12 protein-coding genes and 1 riboswitch are annotated in these 21,485 nt (G+C 38.5%); of the genes, 6 read left to right on the forward strand and 6 right to left on the reverse strand.

All coding sequences use genetic code 11. From position 1 onward, the window contains the following. Positions 1-65 precede the first annotated feature (65 nt). Positions 66-173, reverse strand: a riboswitch (SAM riboswitch). A gap of 187 nt (positions 174-360) precedes the next feature. The 3 genes from ACULEU_RS12405 to ACULEU_RS12415 all read right to left on the reverse strand — a co-directional run bounded on the left by ACULEU_RS12405 (position 361) and on the right by ACULEU_RS12415 (position 3,886). Next, positions 361-1,461, reverse strand: coding sequence for an aspartate kinase (locus tag ACULEU_RS12405; protein WP_445452884.1), 1,101 nt, complete (start codon positions 1,459-1,461; stop codon positions 361-363). Beyond that, positions 1,448-2,452 (reverse strand): alpha/beta fold hydrolase, encoded by a 1,005-nt coding sequence (locus tag ACULEU_RS12410; RefSeq protein WP_445452885.1) that lies wholly within the window; start codon positions 2,450-2,452, stop codon positions 1,448-1,450. The genes ACULEU_RS12405 and ACULEU_RS12410 overlap by 14 nt, the downstream gene beginning before the upstream one ends. A gap of 141 nt (positions 2,453-2,593) precedes the next feature. Next, on the reverse strand, positions 2,594-3,886 hold the full coding sequence (locus ACULEU_RS12415; protein ID WP_445452886.1) for an O-acetylhomoserine aminocarboxypropyltransferase/cysteine synthase family protein: 1,293 nt from the start codon (positions 3,884-3,886) through the stop codon (positions 2,594-2,596). A gap of 696 nt (positions 3,887-4,582) precedes the next feature. On the opposite strand from ACULEU_RS12415, the gene metK reads away from it, so the two are divergent. Further along, positions 4,583-5,833 carry a methionine adenosyltransferase gene (metK, locus tag ACULEU_RS12420; RefSeq protein WP_445452887.1) on the forward strand — a complete coding sequence of 417 codons (1,251 nt, stop codon included), beginning with the start codon at positions 4,583-4,585 and terminating at the stop codon, positions 5,831-5,833. A gap of 163 nt (positions 5,834-5,996) precedes the next feature. On the opposite strand, the gene ACULEU_RS12425 is transcribed toward metK, so the two are convergent. Then, on the reverse strand, positions 5,997-8,717 hold the full coding sequence (locus ACULEU_RS12425) for a carboxypeptidase regulatory-like domain-containing protein (RefSeq protein ID WP_445452888.1): 2,721 nt from the start codon (positions 8,715-8,717) through the stop codon (positions 5,997-5,999). A 72-nt stretch (positions 8,718-8,789) separates the two neighbouring features. Continuing rightward, positions 8,790-9,644, reverse strand: a complete 855-nt coding sequence (locus ACULEU_RS12430) for a GLPGLI family protein (protein WP_445452889.1) — start codon at positions 9,642-9,644, stop codon at positions 8,790-8,792. 120 nt (positions 9,645-9,764) lie between these two features. Between ACULEU_RS12430 and ACULEU_RS12435 the strand changes: the two genes are divergently transcribed. Both ACULEU_RS12435 and ACULEU_RS12440 read left to right on the forward strand, forming a co-directional pair. Next, positions 9,765-11,354: a sensor histidine kinase gene (locus tag ACULEU_RS12435; protein WP_445452890.1), complete on the forward strand. Its 1,590-nt coding sequence runs from the start codon at positions 9,765-9,767 to the stop codon at positions 11,352-11,354. Next, positions 11,344-12,024 (forward strand): response regulator transcription factor, encoded by a 681-nt coding sequence (locus ACULEU_RS12440; protein WP_445452891.1) that lies wholly within the window; start codon positions 11,344-11,346, stop codon positions 12,022-12,024. The genes ACULEU_RS12435 and ACULEU_RS12440 overlap by 11 nt, the downstream gene beginning before the upstream one ends. Before the next feature lie 7 nt (positions 12,025-12,031). Here ACULEU_RS12440 and ACULEU_RS12445 read toward each other — a convergent pair whose 3' ends face one another. Next, positions 12,032-12,925, reverse strand: coding sequence for a GLPGLI family protein (locus ACULEU_RS12445; protein WP_445452892.1), 894 nt, complete (start codon positions 12,923-12,925; stop codon positions 12,032-12,034). A 119-nt stretch (positions 12,926-13,044) separates the two neighbouring features. Here ACULEU_RS12445 and ACULEU_RS12450 point away from each other — a divergent pair, with 119 nt between their 5' ends. The 3 genes from ACULEU_RS12450 to ACULEU_RS12460 all read left to right on the forward strand — a co-directional run bounded on the left by ACULEU_RS12450 (position 13,045) and on the right by ACULEU_RS12460 (position 21,460). Beyond that, entirely contained in the window at positions 13,045-13,839 is a 795-nt protein-coding gene (locus ACULEU_RS12450) for a hypothetical protein (RefSeq protein WP_445452893.1), read from the forward strand. Then, entirely contained in the window at positions 13,839-14,453 is a 615-nt protein-coding gene (locus tag ACULEU_RS12455; RefSeq protein ID WP_290286199.1) for a deoxynucleoside kinase, read from the forward strand. Before ACULEU_RS12450 ends, ACULEU_RS12455 begins: the two co-directional genes overlap by 1 nt. A gap of 194 nt (positions 14,454-14,647) precedes the next feature. After that, positions 14,648-21,460 (forward strand): T9SS type A sorting domain-containing protein, encoded by a 6,813-nt coding sequence (locus ACULEU_RS12460; protein WP_445452894.1) that lies wholly within the window; start codon positions 14,648-14,650, stop codon positions 21,458-21,460. Positions 21,461-21,485 lie beyond the last annotated feature (25 nt).

The following is a 21,485-nucleotide window of genomic DNA, read 5'->3' on the forward strand; positions in this document are numbered from 1 at the left end:
AAGATACTGAATCAAGTTCAGCATTAATTATAGTATGTTATCGTGAAAGTTGAGAAGAATTCTCTGGGTTATCTGCTCTCGTTTTAAAAACGAGATAGAATGTAGCACCTTCTTTTGGCAAAGGGTTGCTAAGCTTTCAACGGGTCTATTCCCTCCAGCTTTCGTGATAACGAACAATAAGTTTATGAACGGTGCAAAGTAACAGCATAGAAATGTTATTTGCAAGGGATTTTAAAAAATAAAAACCTACAACGTTGTAGTGTCAGTGGCGAGCTAAAGCTATTGTACCTGACTGCCACTGGCAGTCCTCCTCTTAATATCAAAGGTTTTCGGGGTTGGGTTTGTTTAAGATACAAAATGTTATAACCAAACGGCTTCTTTGATTTTTATTTTTTCGGCTACTTTTAAAATATCGGTCAAAACACCGCGCGCAGTCACTTGTTTTCCGGCACCGGCTCCTTGGATTACAATTGGGATATCGCCATAGGATTTAGTGTAGATTTCGATTAGGTTATCAGCACCTTGGAGTTGACCCAAAGCGGAACTTTTTGGGACCGAGATGAGTTTGACTTCTAGTTGTTTTGATTTTACATCGAATTCGCCCACATAGCGCAGCACCTGATTTTCGGCTTGCGTGATTTTGGCAATTTGAAAGGGTTTGTCGAACAACTGTTTGTTGATGGAATATTCGGCTTTGGAATGGGGTTCATTCAGATTGGGGAGCAAAAGGGATTCTATTTTGATGTCGGAAAACTCGAATTCCTGTTCGATTTCGCGTGCCAGAATCAGTAACTTTCGGGCCACATCATTTCCGGATAAATCTTCTCTGGAATCGGGTTCGGTTAATCCGATTTTTTCTGCTTGCGCCAAAATTTTGGAAAAAGGCAGTTCTTCAGTAGAAAATCGGTTAAAAATATAACTTAGTGAGCCTGAGAAAACGCCTCTTATTTTGGTGATTTCTTCGCCTGAAAAATGCAGGTCATTGATGGTTTGTACGACTGGCAATCCGGCACCAACATTGGTTTCATATAAAAATGTCTTGTCGTATTTTTTGAGGGTTCTTCTTAATTCTTTATAAAAATCGGTGTGCTGTGTATTGGCCTTTTTATTAGCAGCCACAATGTCAAATCCGTTTTGAATGAGGGATATGTAGTTTTTGATGATGTCCGAACTGGCCGTGGCATCCACCGCAATAAGGTTTTCCAGTTGTTGTTCTTGAACATATTCGATAATATCTTCTATTCGGAACGGAATGGCCGATTGAGCGAAATTGGCTTCCCACTGGTTTTTTAGGCCGTCTTTTTCGAAGAACGCTAACGTGGAATTGGTGATGATAGGAAATCGGAGGTCAATGTTTCTCTTTTCGAGGAAGAATTTTTGACTTTCGATGACCAGATTGATTAAAGTACTACCGACATTACCAATACCCAAAAGGACTACATTGATTCTAAGCGCTGACATAATTTTGTTGTTTTTGTTTGTTAAAAATAGGTTTCAGGATTTGTGATAACTGTTCAAATTCGATTAAAAAAGCATCGTGACCATGAATAGATTTGATTTCGTGATAAAAGACATTCTCCTTGATTGACAACAATTGTTGATGGGTTTCCCGATTTTCATCCGGAATAAAAAAATAATCTGTATCAATGGCAACCACATGAATAGTAGCCTGAATATTTTTAGCTACAGACAAAAAATCTTTTCTGTCTCGAGAAATATCATTCGTTTTTAATAAATGATTCATCAGTTTATACGCCGATAAACGAAAGCGGTTTTTGAGTTTAACACCGTGATTGGCCAACCAATTCTCGATTTGAAAGACAGAAGAATCCTTGAATTTACTTCGTTGAAACCTTTGATTTATGGATTGTGGCGTTCGATACAACAACATGGCGTGCAAACGCGCATCGGCAATGGGGTCATCTGAATTATTGAGAATCTGATCCTGAATTAAAACATTCGCAATTACCCAGTCAGTCGCTTTCCAATCGGTGGCAATGGGAATTAGATTTTGAATTGAATTGGGTTTCAAAGCAGCCATTTCCCAAGCTATGGCACCGCCCAAGCTTCCACCAATTACAGCAAAAACTTCGTCTATTTTGAGAAACGAAAGACCTTCCCAAAAGATTCGAGATACATCGCGTATTGTAAAATCGGTGTAATTTGAAATCAGGTTTCCAAAGATATCATCGTAACCGTTGCCCGGAATATTAAAGGCAATGACCGTGAAATAATTGGTATCGATTGTTTTATCATCCCCAATCAAGTCATTCCACCAACCAGATTCGCCTGTGACATTGGAGTTTCCTGTAAGTGCATGATTGACGACTACCACCGGAGCCGACCCAATGGGTTGACCAAAAGTTTGAAAGAACAACGGAATATAGGGTCTACGCTTTCCGTTTTCTAAATCAAAGATGAACACATCTATTTTTTCTAAATTCTTTTTCATAACATTTTTTTTTTAAAAGACTGCCTTCAACCTAACCTTTGAAGACAGTCTTAGCAAACAAACTACCCGAAGCGCTGTCGAACTATTTGGAGCGCAGCGGAACAAAACCTAAGCAATGGGCTTTATCTTCAATTTCTTTATTTATATCAATTGAGTCGTTTTGATGGTTACGAAGGCCGCTTCTAAATCGGCTTTCAAATCGTCTATATTTTCCAGACCAACAGACAAACGAATTAAATCTTTGGTTACGCCAGTAGCTTCCTGTTCGGTATCTGACAATTGCTGATGTGTTGTACTAGCAGGATGTATGATGAGTGATTTTGTATCCCCAATATTGGCTAGCAACGAAAACAGTTGGGTCGAATCGGCTACTTTTTTAGCTGCTTCAAATCCGCCTTTGAGTCCGAAGGTTACGATGCCGCTTTTGCCTTCCGGAAGATATTCATCGGCTAAGGCTTTGTATTTAGAAGTTTCCAATCCGGGATAATTTACCCAAGCCACTTGTTCCTGAGTTTGCAACCATTGGGCTAATGCCAGCGCATTCTCGCTGTGTTTTTTGATTCGGATTGCTAAGGTTTCCAATCCTTGAATCGTTTGAAAAGCATTGAACGGACTGAGAGCAGCGCCAAAATCGCGTAAGCCTTCGATTCGTACTTTGGCTATGAAAGAGGCTGCACCAAGAGCTTCGTAGTATTTCAATCCATGATATCCTGCTGAGGGTTCGGTAAATTCAGGGAATTTTCCGTTGCTCCAATCAAAGTTTCCGGCATCGATGATGACGCCCCCAAGCGAAGTTCCGTTTCCAGTGATGTATTTTGTTAACGAATGAATAACGATATCAGCTCCGTATTGAATTGGGTTCAGCAAAAAGGGTGTGGCTACGGTATTGTCAACGATAAATGGCACTTTGAAGGCTTTGGCTTCTTTGGAAATGGCTTTCAAATCGAGGACATCCAATTTTGGATTGCCTAAGCTTTCTACAAAGAAGGCTCTGGTATTTTCCTGTGCGGCTTTGGTAAAATTTTCAGGGTTGGCTGGGTCTACATAAGTGGTTGTGATGCCTAATCTTGGTAAAGTAACTTTTAGCAGATTGTACGTTCCACCATACAAACTATTAGAAGCCACAATATGATCTCCCGCTTTTAGCAAAACCAAAAGTGTTGTTGCGATTGCAGCAGTACCTGATGCGGTGACTACTGCTCCTATGCCGCCTTCAAGTTTTGCCAAACGTTGTTCGAGGATGTCGTTGGTGGGGTTGTTTAAACGCGTGTAAATGAATCCGGCTTCGGCTAAACCGAAAAGATTGGCAGCGTGGTCCGAATTGTTGAATACGTATGAAGTAGTTTGATAAATTGGGACGGCTCTAGTTCCAGCGTTTTTGGTAACATCGTGTCCAGCGTGCAAAGCGTTTGTTGCAAATTTTTGTGTGCTCATGATTTAGATATTTAGATTATTAGATATTTTAGATTGTTAGATTTCCGGAATAAAAAAAGTCCCTTTGGTGGGTTACCAAAGGGACTTTTGAGATGTAGCTATTAACTACGACTAGGTCTTCCGCTTTTGGCAACAGGGTATGCGCATACGACAACACATCATCATGTGCATCATACGGTTGTTCATCATCATATTTTTTACTGTTACTTTCATTACTTTACTTTGTTTTATTCTGATTTTGTTTTAAATAAAAAAACCTCCGCGGTTAGCAGAGGTTTCATTGTATATTTTAAAAATTTAAAATTATGCAATAGTGTTCTCTGCGGAGATTTCCGACATCATACGACACATAGAGCACATTGTAAATTTCATTTTGCGTTATTTTTGTTAAAGCAAACTTCTGAACTATTTTTCAATTGACCAAACGTAATTTGAAAATTTAACATTTGAAATTGATTTATATATATTTAAATACTACGTATTTAGAATTTTGAAATCATCATAAAAAAATAAAAAAAGTAAAATAGTTTTTTGTATTCAAAATAGTCTTTATACATTTGCAGTCGAAAAAATAAGAGGAAAAATTTGAACTGATTGCAACCTCGTTAAAAAATGCTAAAGCAGAAACTCTCCTTTAGCTTTCAAGGCAATCTCCCTTATTTTTCGAAACAATTAATATAAAACTAAAACATAGTTATGGCTTATTTATTTACGTCGGAGTCAGTGAGTGAAGGACATCCAGACAAAGTTGCAGATCAGATTTCTGATGCGTTAATTGATAACTTTTTGGCCTTTGATGCGGAATCAAAAGTAGCCTGCGAAACACTTGTAACAACAGGACAGGTAATTTTGGCTGGTGAAGTGAAATCGAGCACCTATCTTGATGTGCAGTCTATTGCAAGAGAAGTAATCCGTAAGATTGGATATACCAAAAGTGAGTATATGTTTGAAGCGGATTCTTGTGGTGTTTTATCGGCTATTCACGAACAATCTGCGGATATTAACCAAGGTGTTGACAGAGCAAGTAAAGAAGAGCAAGGTGCAGGAGACCAAGGAATGATGTTTGGTTATGCTACGAATGAGACAGAAAACTACATGCCTTTGGCTTTAGATTTATCTCATGCTTTGTTAATTGAATTAGCGAATCTTAGAAGAGAAAATAACGAAATTAAATACTTACGCCCTGATGCCAAATCACAAGTTACTTTAGAGTATTCTGACGATAATAAACCACAACGAATTGACGCTATTGTAATCTCTACACAGCATGATGATTTTGCTGCAGAAGCTGAAATGTTGGCTAAAATTAAAAGCGATTTGGTTGGGATTTTGATTCCGAGAATTAAAGCAAAATACCCGCAATACGCTCATTTATTTAATGACCAAATTACCTACCATATCAACCCAACTGGAAAATTCGTAATCGGTGGACCACACGGCGATACCGGTTTGACCGGAAGAAAAATTATCGTGGATACGTATGGTGGCAAAGGCGCTCATGGTGGTGGTGCTTTCTCTGGAAAAGACCCATCAAAAGTGGATCGTTCTGCCGCTTATGCAACCCGTCATATTGCTAAAAACTTAGTGGCTGCCGGATTGTGTGATGAAGTTTTGGTTCAAGTTTCTTATGCGATTGGAGTGGCAAAACCAACCTCAATCAATGTGGTAACTTACGGAACTTCTAAAGTGAATTTGACCGACGGAGAGATTAGTAAAGTAGTGGAAAACGTATTTGATATGCGTCCGTATTTTATTGAGCAACGTTTGAAATTGAGAAATCCGATTTATAGCGAAACAGCTGCTTATGGTCATATGGGAAGAAAACCTGAAACGGTTACTAAGACTTTCCAATTGCCAAATGGCGCTCCAAAAACGGTTGAAGTAGAATTATTCACTTGGGAGAAATTGGATTATGTAGATCAAGTAAAAGCAGCTTTTGGGTTGTAATCACTAAAATTCATATAATAGAAAAATCCTGCTTGAATAAGCAGGATTTTTTTTAGCCCTGATGGAAGTGGCATCCTTTTTAACTCGTTCTTAGAACGAGATAAAAAGATATAGCGGACAGCAGGACACGAGCTCCTAAAGAGTGAACCGGCGAAGCAAATTGCTACAAATTATACTTCAAACTAAAAATAATATACCGTGGCTGCACCCGATACTGAGAGGTTCGCACCACGTTTTGATTAAAGCTATCGTCGTTAAGCGAAGTCGTATTCAACAAATTGGTTCCTGAGATTTTATACTCCCAATGACTGTCTTTTGTTTTTTGGTAAATCAGGCTGGCTGACAGAAAATCATATTCGTTTTCTACGCTACGGTCATTGTTGTAGTAGTGATAAAATTCATATTCTGAAACAAAAGAGAAGCTTTTCAAGAAATAATAATCCAATCGTGCGAACGGTTTATCGGTGTAAAATCGGTTGTTTTGATAATCGTTGATGTCGTAATCGTAGCCCAATTCGAGGTTAGGCATGTTTTTAAAATTGGTTGATAGCTTGATGGTGTAGCTTTGGGTAAAACTTTCATTCGTAATAGCAACATCATCATTTGTAGCCGGATTGAACTGAAGGTTGTTGAATTTTGACCAGTTGAAACTCACGTTGGCAGAAGCTTTGTAGTTCTTAAGAAAGGATCTTCCATAGCTTCCCATAGCTGAAAAAGATTCGTCTGCAAAATCTGAATTGATAGGCGATGACGTTTGATTGACTCCATCAAAACGAAAGCGCGATTTCACTGCATCGACCGTTTTGGTATAGGTGGCGTTGGCAAAAATATTCTCAAAATTGAACATGTTGTATTTAAAATAACGCAGCGAATGTACCTGTGACGTCGAATTTTCAAGTGTTCTGTTACCTCTTGTGATGCTGTTATAACTGTTTAAAACATACCCTTCGGCGAGCTTGTTGATGTCGGTAAAATTATTGCTCAACGAAAAATTATACGTCAGACTTTCCGATTTTTTAATTTGATACTGTACAAATAAATCGGGCAAAATACGCTCAAAGTCTAGCTTGAATTTAGTTCCCAATTGGCCGTTAGTCATGGTATACGAATGTAGACTTACTCCAGGTGTAACGGTGAATTTTCCGGACAGTATTTTATAGTGAAATCCGAGAAAAGTGTCATTAAAAGAATAATTGACATTGTTAGTTGTACTGCTGTCGTTGAGCGGATTGACCGTTCCGTTATCCAAAATCTGATAGATTCCCGAGTCAAAACTTTGGAAAGAATAGGTGTTGCCCAATGTGATATTCAAATTACTTTTGGGCGTCAACATGTAGTAATAATCCAATTTGGCATCGAGTTTATTCGTTTTTACAAAGCGTTGCTGATTGATGTTGTTTCGGTTTTGTCCCGTGATATAATCGGCCAAATTAAACGGTTGCGATTGAAGATTGGCATTGTAAAATGGGTCTTCGTTTTGATACAAATGTTGTGCATCAAAGGCGAATACGTTTTTGTCATTCAGCGTGTAATACATTCCCAGATTTTGATTTACCGATAACGGTTCCTGATTTTTGCTGGTTCCGATGTTCTCACTTTGCGTTCCCGAATTGTCTACGGTTTGTCGGAACAAATCGGTTACTTCATTTTGTTTGGAAAGCTTTGTCAGGATATCATAATCCATTTGAAAATTAGCATTGGGTTTGTACGACGAACTTAATTTAAACAATCCCAAGTCGTTTTTTTGTTCTGAAGTATCGGTCCGGTTTTCCGTGATGGCTACTGCTGAGGAATTGGGTTCTAAGAAGTTGGTTTTGGTACTGGTTTCCAATTCGGTCTTTGAAGAAGAAAGAATCGCAAAACCACTCAGTGTCCAGGCTTTGGTAGGATTGTACGAAAAATTAGTAGCACCAAAATTGGTTTCGATTTCTTTAGCTCGGTCGTTTCTCAGCAATGAAATTCCCAAATCATTAGAAGAAACATTGAACGTAGAACCACCTTTGGCCATCATGTTTCGGAATCCGCCGGTAAACTTGAAATAATCCTGAAACGTCAGCGGTAATTCGCCTATGTTATTGAAATTGGTAATGAGATTGATGCTGTATTTTGGACTGTAATAAAACAATTTTGGATTGATGTTGTAGCGATTTTCATCATGACCCACGCCAATTCCGGCCGTGACATCGCCAAACCAAAAGTTTTTCTTTCCGTCCTTGAGTTTGATGTTCATCGCCACATTATCCTCATTGTTCTCCACGCCTTTTAGAATGGAATTCTCATTGTAATTGCGTAAAATCTGGACTTTATCAATGGCGTCAGCTGGAATGTTTTTCACACCCAATTTGGTATCTCCATCAAAAAAATCTTTACCTTCTACCATCAGTTTGGAGACTTTTTTACCTTCAACTTCTACTTCACCATCGGCATTGACTTCTACTCCAGGCAATTTTTTCAGCACATCTTCCAGTTTGCGTTCGGTTCCAGTTTTGAACGAATCCGCATTGTAGACAATCGTATCGCCTTTAATAGAAACCGGCATTTCACGAACAATTTCGACTTCATCCAACTGTGTTCCCTCTTCCAAAGTAATGACTTTATTGATGTTTTCGGTAGTGGTGACAACAGTTAAATCAACCGCTTGAAATCCGATATAGCTCACTTTGATCGAATAGGTCGCATTGGCTTTTAAATTTAACTGAAACCTTCCTTTGTCGTTGGTGATACTGTAGCCATCAACCGCTTTTGTAGCCTGATTGACCGCCATAACATTGGCCATTTCCAGCGGCACTGCTTTGGAGTCGGTAATGATTCCGTCAAATTTTACGCTTTGCGAAAAGGAGAAAGTGGTGGTAAAAAATACCAGTAGAAAATAGAGATTCCTCATCAAATGGTGGTTTGAAAATTAAAAGTATAAAACAATTGAATGAAACGATTTTATTTAAGAAATATTTAATGATTATCGGTGTACTTCAATGCGAATTCCGCCCTTCTCATCACTTTGATTGCTCATCTGCTCCAATTGCTCCTGCACAAGACGTTCGTATTCTGATTTCGTTACCTTTTTGCCTTTATTGGGAACTTTAATCGTTAGCTTTTCTTTGGGATTCAGAATTACTTTAGAACATAGAATTACGGTTTTATCAAAATTCGCTTCTAAAATTAATCCGGGTAAACCCCAATATTCTCCTGGACCATGACTAAAAGGAATTTCCGGCGTATACCAAACCGTTATCAATTGTTCTTTCGGTTCGCTTAGCATCATAAATTGAGTTTTTCCATCCTCTTTTTTGTTTTTTAGTTTCTCGTATGCTTCCTTTTCACTCTCGGAAACAGGAATCAAGTAAGTTGCTTTGTAGCAGGTATAATCGCCAATCTTTTTGGTTTCACTTTCTAATTTCCATTGATAAGTGGAAAGCGAATCGGTAATCAAAAACTCTTTGCCAAAAAAATCTTCTTCGGTAATCGAAACTTTATTTTTGATGTTTTTATAGGCTTTACCATCTCCACCTCCCATTTTAACTACGACTCCGCCTCCTACAGAAGGTGAAGGCGCTTCCAATTTCTGTTCTTCTTCATAAATAGATTCGGTTTTATTGAAGGTAAGTATGTACTCTTTTTCGAATTCCTTTTTCATGTTTTCCATAATTTTTTTCTTCATTTCTTCATTGAGCCCTGGACTTTCAATGTTAAAAGAAGCTTCAATATTGGTTTTCGACTTATAAAAAGCCTGTCCCTGAAAATTCTGAGCCTTTAGCATACTTGTAGTTGCGAGTAGTATTGCTACGATAATCTTGGTAATAATCTTAATCATGATAGTGTTCTTTAGAATTGATGATACAAACTAAAACATTAATAATCGCACTTTGGGTTAACTTAAGTTAACGTTTGTTAACGTCGCTTTTTGGACTTATTTTGTTAGTACTTTTGAAGTATGAAAAGAAAAAATTATCCTTATTTATTACTGTTTATCACATTGACTATTGTGGCCACTCTTGGACTACAAGTGTATTGGAACATTAAAAATTATGAAGAGAATAAGGCTCGTCTAATAATGGAAGTCCAATCTGCTTTAGATAATAGTATTGAATATTACTATGTTGAATATATGAAAGATAATATTGTTGCCTTTGTAAATAATGACAACAGCATGGATTCGGATCAATTTTTTAAATCTGTTGAAAAAGATGCCGCTTTAAAAGAAAGTCCTTTCGGGAAAGCAAAAAACAAAAAGAAACGTTCGGGTTTGAAATCGGACTCGGTGAAAACGGCTACTATTGTCAATATCAAAATCAATTCTGATGGGAATGCCAGTAAGGAAGCGCTGGATTCCATTCAGAAACAGTTGGAAAATGACTTGGTGGTAGATAATGGTACCGATAAAGATCCTAAAGTTACACTGAACACCATCAAACCTTCATCTATCAAAGCTATTAGTGTTTTCAAAGGACAAAAAGATGCTGATAGCGTCATGGCGCTTAAAAATCTTGCTAATAAAATTGTCCTATCGATGATGCAGGATACTATCGAATTTAAAGCGTTGAGTACTGCTTTTGAAAAAGAACTTAAACGAAAAAACATTGCTATCGATTACAAACTGCAACATCTCAAATGTGATACGCTTTATAATTCGTATCAACGTACCAAAAACATTCCTTTGACGTTAAGTAGTGTTTCAAAATCGGCTTATCTTCCTAAAAAAGAAGCGATCAAAATTCTATTTTCTAATCCCATTTTATTAGTGCTCCAAAGAAGTCAGACTGAAATACTGCTGTCTTTCTTACTATCTGTATCGATCATCAGTTGTTTGCTATATTTATTACGAACCATCAATAAGCAGAAAAAAATTGATGAAATCAAAAACGATTTAATCAGCAACATTACACACGAATTCAAAACACCGATAACCACAATTGGTTCGGCTCTTGAAGGGATAAAAAACTTTAATGCCGAAAATGACGTTGAAAAAACGAATCGATACTTGGCCATTTCCGGAAATCAATTAAAAAAACTGGAAATCATGGTGGAGCGTTTGTTAGAAACCGCCTCGCTGGAAACCGACCAGTTAACCCTAAAAAAGGAGCAAACCGATTTGCTTTCGGTGCTCGCGAACTGCATCGAAAAACATCAGCTTAACTTTCCGGACAAAAACATCACCTTAGAAACCAAAAGCACGGAATTGTTTATGCCTATTGACGTCTTTCATATCGAAAATGCACTCTCTAACATCATTGACAATGCCTTGAAATACGGTGGCTCAGAGATTAAAGTCGGATTAACTTCGCACAAGAACAACATCCATATTTTGATAGAAGATAACGGCATTGGAATGGATAAAAGTCATAAAGAGAAGATTTTTGAAAAATTTTACCGTATTCCGAAAGGCAACATCCACAATGTAAAAGGATTCGGAATCGGATTGTATTATTCGAAAAAAATCATAGAAAAACACGGTGGTAGTATCGAATTAATTTCGAATGCTGCGCCTACTTTATTTAAAATAACCCTTCCTAATGACTACTAAAATAAAAGTTCTTTTAGCCGAAGACGAACCGGCCTTGGCACAAATCATTAAGGAAAGTCTGGAAACTCGAAACTTTCAAGTAGCGCATTGCAAAAACGGTCAGGAAGCGTTTGATACTTTTTTGAACGAATGTCCGGATATTTTGGTTTTGGATGTTATGATGCCGCTTAAAGATGGCTTTTCTGTAGCTCAAGACGTTCGTAAAGTAAACAAAAGCATTCCGATTATTTTTCTCACGGCCAAGTCGCAAACGCAGGATGTTTTAGATGGTTTTGCAGTTGGCGGCAATGATTATCTGAAAAAACCATTTAGTATGGAAGAATTGATTGTACGGATTCATGCGCTTTTGGGTAGGATTGTTCCAAAAACCAATGAAGAACGGATTACTATTGGACGTTATGTATTTAATTCCGTAAAGCAAACACTTGTTTTTGAAGATAAAGTGGAACATTTAACGCATCGGGAAGCGGCGTTATTACAGTTGCTGATGGAGAATAAAAACGAAATTATTGACAGGACGGTTCTTTTGAAGAAAATTTGGGGTGACACTGATTTTTTCTCGGGCAGAAGCATGGATGTGTTTATTACCAAACTCCGAAAAAAATTAAGCCTCGACACTACTGTTCAAATCATAAACATTAGAAGTCAAGGCTATAAACTTATTTGTTAGTGAAGCTTTATCGATTCATTCGGATTTGCATGCCGCCGCGTCCCGGATTCATCTCGCTCATTTCTTCCATTTTTTTGATTACGGTTTCATCGTACTCTTTCTGTGTAACCACTTTCCCGTTAGACGGCGCTTTGATTTCGACCTTCTCTTTGGCATTCATCACCACTTTTGAACAAAGAATGGTGGTTTTTCCGTCGTTTACTTCCAAAATTAAACCCGGTAATCCCCAATAGGAATCAGGTCCTTGACTAACCGGAATTTCTGGAGTATACCATGCTGTAATGTTGATTTCTTTGGGCATTTCAAAACCTTCCATAAAATTGGTCGTTTTTTCTTTCTCTTCTTTTTTGACCTCATCGGGTTTTGTTTCGTCCTTTTTTCTGAAATTTCTAAAATCAGATTGACTTACTGGTTTAACGGCTGTGGCTTTGTAACAAGTGTAACCGCCAATGACTTTGGTTTCGGACTCCATTTTCCAGTCTAATTTTGGCAACGAATCTTTTACGAGAAATTCTTTACCCATAAATTCTTTGGCAGAAGTATAGGTTTTCTCTTTTACGTTTTTATAATACGTTCCACCTCCGCCGGTAAATGAATTAAACATCATGCGCATGCCGCCACCGCCGCCTTGTGTAGCAGGAGCATCTAGTTTTTCTTCTTCTTTATAGATGGATGCCGATTTATCAAAGTTGAGGACAAAGGTTTTCTCGAGCATTTTTTTTACCCGTTCCTCAATCATTTTCTGCATCTCGGGAGAAATATCTTTGTTGCCTTTAAAACCGTTTTTCATATCCGCGGTGCTTGTTTTTGATTCATATACCGCTACGCCTTGGAAATCTTTTTGAGCACTAACACTAGCAAAAGTGAGGAACAACAATAAAAAGTACGTTATTTTTTTCATGTTTAATAATTTTGTAAAGAACAAATATGACAAATGTTAGTCGTTTCTGTTACCAATGTTTTGTTAAAATATTTTTGGTGACTGATGGAAATTAATTTGGTTTAGCTTACTTTAGCGGTATGATGAAAAGAGTCGTTTATATCTTGTTTTTACTAAGTTTCGCACTGACATTTGGTCAGAACCAGAAACTAAAAACTACCGTTTTAAGCACCGCGGAGTTGGAAAACAAAACCTATATTGGTTTTGATGGACTGGGCAATAACTATTACATTAAAGACAATGTCTTCATAAAAGAAAAAGACGCTCAAAAGTGGGAATATAAAAATGTAGCTTTAGGCAAAATTACTTCTGTGGATTATGTCAATCCGCTGCAAATTGTTGTTTTTTATGAAGATTTCAATACCATAATCACACTCGACAATCAGCTTAACGAAATTCAGAAGTTGAACCTTTTTGACATTGATAGTAGCATCTTTGCTTCTAAAATTGGCTTGGCATCACAAAATCAGTTTTGGATTTACAATTCGTTGACCCAACAAATATTATTGTTTGATTATTTAAAAAACACTTCAAAAAATATTGGAAATCCCATTCAGGAAGGGATTCAGTTCACGCAATCAGATTTTAATAATTTTTATTGGATTGACGAAATCAACAATTGGTATGCTATTGACATCTTCGGGAAAGTCAGCTTACTGGCTAATATTCCTCCTTTTGAAAAAATTCAGATTATCGATAGTGAACGAATTTTGTTCTCGCGTGACAACGTTCTGTTCTGCCTGAATAACGTTACGAAAACCATTTACGAAATAGACATTGTTGAGAAATCGTTTCAAAATTATTATTACAAAGACCAAATTTTGGCTATTTTTACCAACCAACAAATTAAGAATTATAAAATAAAATTACCATAATGCACATAGCAGTAGCCGGAAACATTGGAGCAGGAAAGACCACGTTAACTCGATTTTTAGCCAAACAATTCAAATGGGAACCTCATTTTGAAGACGTAGTTGACAATCCGTATTTGGATGATTTTTACCACCAAATGGAACGTTGGAGTTTTAACCTTCAGATTTATTTTTTGAATTCCCGTTTTCGTCAAGTATTGCAAATTAGAGAAAGTGGAAAAAACATCATTCAGGACCGAACGATTTATGAAGATGCCCATATTTTTGCACCCAACTTACACGCTATGGGTTTGATGACCAATAGAGATTTCGAAAATTATTCCGACCTTTTTCAGTTGATGGAAGGCTTGGTTGGCGCACCAGATTTATTGATTTATCTTAGAAGCTCTATTCCCAATTTAGTTTCTCAAATACATAAAAGAGGACGAGATTATGAAAACACGATCTCTATTGATTATTTAAGTCGGTTAAATGAACGCTATGAAGCTTGGATTCACACTTATGACAAAGGAAAATTGCTAATCATTGACGTTGACAATATTGATTTTGTGAACAACCCGGAAGACTTAGGCGACATCATCAATAGAATAAATGCTGAAATAAATGGTTTATTTTAAAAGTCCAAAGAGAACATAAAAACGCCCTGCAAATGCAGGGCGTTTTTATTTGTTTATCGTTAATAACCTTAAATACAACGATTAATTTACGAAGCTTATGAATTTAATCTCTATTTTTATCGAATTGTTTTTATTAATAGAGTGAAGAATAAGACCCCATTTTGGTCAATTATAGCACCCCAAAATACAATCATATGAGAAAAAATTACCCTACAGAAAGAACTTTTACAATTGCTTTTTTATTATTTCTGGTTGTCAATTTTGCAACTTTTTCACAGTCTAAAATCGGAAAAGGCTTAGCTCACAAAGACGATTCGAGAAAAGTTACCGTACAAAATGTGTCCAGAAATGAAGTTCCGCCACTTACTACTTTAGCAACGACAACTGTAACGGCTTGCGATAGTTATACTTGGGCAGAAAACGGTCAGACATATACCATAAGCGGAATTTATACTTCTGGCGGTGGCATCACACAACTTTTTAATGATCAATCGGCTTGGGACACTTCTGCTGCTACTTATGGCGCTACTGTGGCTACGAATAACATGGCCGGGATTCCAGCCGCTACTACTATAAATCTAACTATTGGAACAACCAATGTGACGTTAAGTGCTCCAGGTGGCATGTATTCTAACGGAAACTTTGTGGGTACTAATAATACTAATGAGGCCATAACGATTTCTTTTAATCCACCTATTTACGGAATCGCAGGAAATTATTTTGTTACTGATATAACGGACAATGTCATTAGCGGAAACGTAACCGCCACTTATTCTGATGGTGCAATAGACACCCGAACGGTAGCTACTGACACTGAAACTTTTGGTTATTTTTCTGTTGCTCCTTTAACTAATGTTGTTGTATCATCAACTTCTGTTGGGCCTTTTATTTCATTAAACAATTTGAGTATCGCTACCAATCCAACCGGAAGTGAAACCTTAGATTTAACTATCATTCCGGCAGTTACACCAACCTTCCCAGCTGTTACTCCAATATGTTCGGGTAGTCCCTTATCTCCATTGCCAACGACCTCTAACAATGGAATCCAAGGTTCATGGTTACCTGCTTTAGATAACACCGCAACCACAACTTATACCTTCACTCCAGATGTGGGCGAGTGTGCTAACCCTGTTACTGTGACAATTACGGTTTTTCCAAACGGAGCTAATACGACCGATTTGACCATCTGTAACAGTTATACATGGCCTATTACCGGTACAACTTACACTACAAGTGGCACTTACACAGCCACTATTCCATTGACTGATACTGTGGAAATAGATGACTTTTCGGCTTGGGCTGAACACGCTTTTTCATTTAATTCGACCGTAGACTTTACAGATTTGAGTAATGCGGTTGCCACCAATCCGACCACCTTTACTTTGGGAAGTACAACCGTTTCTATGTCGGCACCAGGCGGCATGTATTCGAGCGGTGATTTCTTGGGAACAGCAAATCCAAACAATCCAATAACGATAAGCTTTAATCCACCTGTTTACGGAGTGTCCGCCAATTATTTCACTTCGGATATTAATGATGCTGTTATATCAGGAAATGTAACAGTTACCTATTCTAATGGTCATGTACAAAGTAGAACGGTTACTGCGGACACAGATACTTTTGGGTATTTTGATAACAATTTTATTAGTAGTGTTGTGATTAGTTCATCAACGACAGTTCCCAACAGATATATTTCTATTAAAAATCTGGCAATTGCGACAAATCCAACAAGTTGTAGTACAGAAACGTTGAATTTAACCATAAATACTACACCTCCTCCCGGAGATACTTTTGCTACCGCTATTGATGTTACTACAACAAGTTATAATACCTCAGGTAATAATCTTGCAACCAATTGTTTTACAGATACCACAGGCGAATTATCTCCCGATGTTTGGTATAAAGTTACATTAGATGAATGTGCGGACACTATAAGTTTGAACACCTGTACCGGAACTGATTTTGATACCATCATCAGAGTTTTTGCAGAAGACGGTGTTACCGAATTAACCAATAGTGATGATGATTGCGGTGCTACATTACAATCGTCAATAACTGATTTTGATGTTTCTACTTTCGATGTAGTATATGTTTTAGTAGAAGGTTATTATGGATTAGGAAACGAGGAAGGAACTTATGGTTTGGAAATTACACAGGCATTATTCCCTAAAACAACACCAACTTTCAATCCGGTAGCAGACATCTGTAACGGAGATACTTTAACCGCTTTACCAACCACTTCTTTAAATGGATATACTGGAACGTGGTCGCCTGCTTTGGATAATACGGTAACAACTACATATACTTTCACGCCTGATGCCGGGCAATGCGCTACAACAGCCTCATTGACGATAACGGTGATTCAACCCACAACGCCAACCTTTACTCCTGTAGCAGATATTTGTAACGGAGATTCTTTAACGGCTTTGCCAACAACTTCCATAAACGGTTATACCGGAACGTGGTCGCCTGCTTTGGATAATACCATTACAACAGTTTATACCTTTACACCAGATGCCGGACAATGTGCTACAACTGCTTCATTAACCATAACGGTAATCCAGCCAACAACGCCAACCTTTACGGGTGTAGCAGATATTTGTAACGGGGATTCTTTAACAGCTTTGCCAACAACTTCCAACAACGGATACACAGGAACGTGGTCTCCAGCTTTGGATAATACGGTAACAACCTTATATACTTTTACTCCGGATGCTGGACAATGTGCTACTACAGCCTCATTGACGATAACGGTGATTCAACCAACAACGCCAACCTTTACTGCTGTGGCTGATATTTGTAACGGAGATACTTTAACAGCTTTGCCAACAACTTCCAACAACGGATACACAGGAACGTGGTCTCCAGCTCTGGACAATACGATTACAACCCTATATACTTTTACTCCGGATGCCGGACAATGTGCTACAACTGCTTCATTAACCATAACGGTAATCCAGCCAACAACGCCAACCTTTACTGCTGTGGCGGATATTTGTAACGGAGATACCTTAACGGCTTTGCCAACAACTTCCAACAATGGATACACAGGAACGTGGTCTCCAGCTTTGGATAATACGGTAACAACCCTATATACTTTTACTCCGGATGCTGGACAATGTGCTACTACAGCCTCATTGACGATAACGGTGATTCAACCAACAACGCCAACCTTTACTGCTGTGGCGGATATTTGTAACGGAGATACTTTAACAGCTTTGCCAACAACTTCCAACAACGGATACACAGGAACGTGGTCTCCAGCTCTGGACAATACGATTACAACCCTATATACTTTTACTCCGGATGCTGGACAATGTGCTACAACTGCATCATTAACCATAACAGTGATTCAACCAACATTACCAACCTTTACCGGTGTACCAAATATTTGTAACGGAGATTCTTTAACGGCTTTGCCAAACACTTCCTTAAACGGTTATACCGGAAGTTGGTCACCTGCTTTGGATAATACCATTACAACAACTTACACTTTTACACCTGATGCCGGACAATGTGCTACAACTGCTTCATTGACGATAACAGTAATTCAGCCAACAACGCCAACCTTTACTGCTGTGGCGGATATTTGTAACGGAGATTCTTTACTGGCTTTGCCAACAACTTCCAACAATGGATATACAGGAACTTGGTCGCCTGCTTTGGATAATACGGTAACAACTACATATACTTTCACGCCTGATGCCGGACAATGCGCTACTACTGCATCATTGACCATTACTGTGATTCAACCAACAACGCCAACCTTTACAGCTCTAGCAGATATTTGTAACGGAGATACTTTAACGGCTTTACCAACAACTTCCAACAATGGATATACAGGAACTTGGTCGCCAGCTTTGGATAATACGGTAACAACTACATATACTTTTACGCCGGATGCCGGACAATGTGCTACTACTTCATCATTGACGATAACGGTAATTCAACCCACAACGCCAACATTTACTGCTGTGGCTGATATTTGTAACGGAGATTCTTTAACGGCTTTGCCGACAACTTCTTTAAACGGATATACCGGAACGTGGTCGCCTGCTTTGGATAATACGGTAACAACCACTTATACGTTCACACCAGACGCCGGACAATGTGCTACAACTGCATCATTAACAATAACGGTGATTCAGCCAATAACGCCAATATTTACCGCTGTAGCGGATATTTGTAACGGAGATTCTTTAACGGCTTTACCAACAACTTCGAACAATGGATATACCGGAAGTTGGTCTCCTGCTTTGGATAATACAGTAACAACCCTATATACTTTTACGCCTGATGCCGGACAATGTGCTACAACTGCCTCATTGACGATAACGGTGATTCAGCCAACCACACCAACATTTAATGCTATAACAATTTGTAACGGTGACTCATTATCATTACCGTTAACTTCACTAAATGGTTATAATGGAAGCTGGTCTCCATCTGTTGACAATACCAATACAGCAGTCTATACTTTTACTCCTGATCCCGGACAATGTGCGAGTACTACTACTTTGACTGTTACAGTTGTACAGCCATCAACACCAACATTTAATGCTATTACAATTTGTAATGGTGACTTATTACTATTACCATCAACTTCACTAAATGGTTATAATGGAAGCTGGTCTCCAGCTATAGACAATACAACGACAACAACCTATACCTTTACACCGGACGCGGGTCAATGTGCAACAATCACAACTTTGACTGTTACAGTTGTTCAGCCAACAACGCCAACCTTTACTGCTGTAACGGATATTTGTAACGGGGATTCTTTAAACGCTTTACCAACAACTTCCAACAACGGATACACAGGAACTTGGTCGCCAGCTTTGGATAATACCATTACAACAACCTACACTTTCACGCCCGATGCCGGTCTATGTGCTACAACAGCTTCCTTGACCATAACGGTAATTCAGCCAACAACACCAACCTTTACTGCTGTAGCTGATATTTGTAACGGAGATACTTTAACGGCTTTACCAACAACTTCGAACAACGGTTATACCGGAACTTGGTCGCCAGCTTTGGATAATACGACAACAACGACCTACACTTTCACGCCAGATGCCGGACAATGTGCCACAATAGCCTCATCGACTATAACGGTGATTCAACCAACAACACCAACATTTAATGCAGTTGCACCGATATGTAACGGTGAAACATTATCAGTATTGCCGACAACTTCCAACAACGGATACACCGGAACTTGGTCGCCAGCTTTGGATAATACGGTAACAACCCAATATACTTTTACGCCTGATGCCGGACAATGTGCTGCAGATACTACTTTGACTATTATCGTTAACCAACCCACAACTGTGCCAACTTTTACAGCTATAGCACCAATCTGTAATGGTGATGCTTTAGTTTTACCAACAACATCAAACAATGGAATTGTCGGAGTTTGGTCACCTGTAATTGATAATACAGCAACAACTACATATACATTTACTCCTAATCCAGGACAATGTGGTGTGGATACTACTTTAACGGTTATAGTAAATCAACCAGTTCTTCCAACTTTTACAGCAATTGCGCCAATTTGTAACGGTGATGCTTTAGTATTACCATCTACATCAAATAATGGTATATCGGGTACTTGGACGCCTGCCCTTGATAATACTGCAACAACAACGTATACATTTACTCCTAATCCGGGACAATGTGGAATATCTACAACTTTAACAGTTACAGTAAACCAACCTTTAACACCAACATTCAATGCAGTAGCTCCTATATGTAACGGAGATACTTTGTCGGAGTTACCAACCACTTCCAACAATGGATTTACAGGATCATGGTCGCCTGCTTTAGACAATACGGCAACAACGACCTATACCTTTACTCCGGATGCCGGACAATGTGCAACAACAGCCACTTTGATTATCACTATAAATCAACCCATAACACCTACTTTCAATGCAGTAGCTACAATATGTAACGGAGGCACTTTATCGGCTTTGCCAACCACTTCCAACAACGGATTTACCGGCGCATGGTCACCTGCTTTAGACAATACGGCAACGACGACCTATACCTTTACTCCGGATGCCGGACAATGTGCTACAACTGCAACTTTGATTATCACCGTAAATCAACCGGTAACACCAACATTTACTGCTGTAGCTCCTATATGTAACGGAGATACTTTGTCGGGGTTGCCAACCACTTCTAATAACGGATTTACCGGATCATGGTCACCTGCTTTAGACAATACGGCAACAACGACCTATACCTTTACGCCCGATGCCGGACAATGTGCTACAACAGCAACTTTGATTATCACCGTAAATCTACCGGTAACACCAACATTTACTGCTATAGCTCCTATATGTAACGGAGATACTTTGTCGGGGTTGCCAACCACTTCCAACAACGGATATACTGGATCATGGTCGCCTGCTTTAGACAATACAACAACTACGACTTACACCTTTACACCTGATGTCGGACAATGTGCTACAACAGCAACTTTGACCATCACAGTAAATTCTGCAAGTACACCAACCGGAAATGCTATTCAGACTTTTGAAGTTACCGATTTAAATGAGGCTACTATAGCAGATTTAGTGGTAAGTCCAACCAATGTTATCTGGTATGGTTCGCTTTCCGACGCACAATCCGGAACTGGGGCTTTAGCGTTATCAACGGTGTTAGTAAGTGGAGCGACCTACTACGCTGTAAATGTTGAAGGCGCATGTTCAAGTACTCCATTTGCCGTGACGGTAACCGTTACTTTAGGAAGTAAAGAATGGGACGAATTACATTTTATGTATTATCCAAATCCAACTTCGTCTGTAGTCACTATTTCCTATTCTAAAGAAATCACCCAAGTTACTTTGATCAATATGTTGGGGCAGCTTATATCAACAGAAGATACGAATGCTACTCAAGTTCAGGTGGATTTATCCCGATTAGCAGACGCAACGTACTTTATTAAAGTACAAGCAGACAATCAACAAAAGATCATTAAGGTTATCAAACAACAATAATCATAGGTTGTTTTATTTAAAAAGG

It is taken from the genome of Flavobacterium sp. 25HG05S-40 (assembly GCF_052654735.1).

What these genes read in the sequence shown, in the direction of transcription:
- ACULEU_RS12440 (WP_445452891.1), top strand. Translation starts at nt 11,344, where the DNA reads ATGACTACTAAAATAAAAGTTCTTTTAGCCGAAGACGAACCGGCCTTG.
- ACULEU_RS12405 (WP_445452884.1), bottom strand. Translation starts at nt 1,461, where the DNA reads ATGTCAGCGCTTAGAATCAATGTAGTCCTTTTGGGTATTGGTAATGTC.
- ACULEU_RS12410 (WP_445452885.1), bottom strand. Translation starts at nt 2,452, where the DNA reads ATGAAAAAGAATTTAGAAAAAATAGATGTGTTCATCTTTGATTTAGAA.
- ACULEU_RS12415 (WP_445452886.1), bottom strand. Translation starts at nt 3,886, where the DNA reads ATGAGCACACAAAAATTTGCAACAAACGCTTTGCACGCTGGACACGAT.
- ACULEU_RS12445 (WP_445452892.1), bottom strand. Translation starts at nt 12,925, where the DNA reads ATGAAAAAAATAACGTACTTTTTATTGTTGTTCCTCACTTTTGCTAGT.
- ACULEU_RS12435 (WP_445452890.1), top strand. Translation starts at nt 9,765, where the DNA reads ATGAAAAGAAAAAATTATCCTTATTTATTACTGTTTATCACATTGACT.
- metK (WP_445452887.1), top strand. Translation starts at nt 4,583, where the DNA reads ATGGCTTATTTATTTACGTCGGAGTCAGTGAGTGAAGGACATCCAGAC.
- ACULEU_RS12425 (WP_445452888.1), bottom strand. Translation starts at nt 8,717, where the DNA reads ATGAGGAATCTCTATTTTCTACTGGTATTTTTTACCACCACTTTCTCC.
- ACULEU_RS12430 (WP_445452889.1), bottom strand. Translation starts at nt 9,644, where the DNA reads ATGATTAAGATTATTACCAAGATTATCGTAGCAATACTACTCGCAACT.
- ACULEU_RS12455 (WP_290286199.1), top strand. Translation starts at nt 13,839, where the DNA reads ATGCACATAGCAGTAGCCGGAAACATTGGAGCAGGAAAGACCACGTTA.
- ACULEU_RS12450 (WP_445452893.1), top strand. Translation starts at nt 13,045, where the DNA reads ATGATGAAAAGAGTCGTTTATATCTTGTTTTTACTAAGTTTCGCACTG.
- ACULEU_RS12460 (WP_445452894.1), top strand. Translation starts at nt 14,648, where the DNA reads ATGAGAAAAAATTACCCTACAGAAAGAACTTTTACAATTGCTTTTTTA.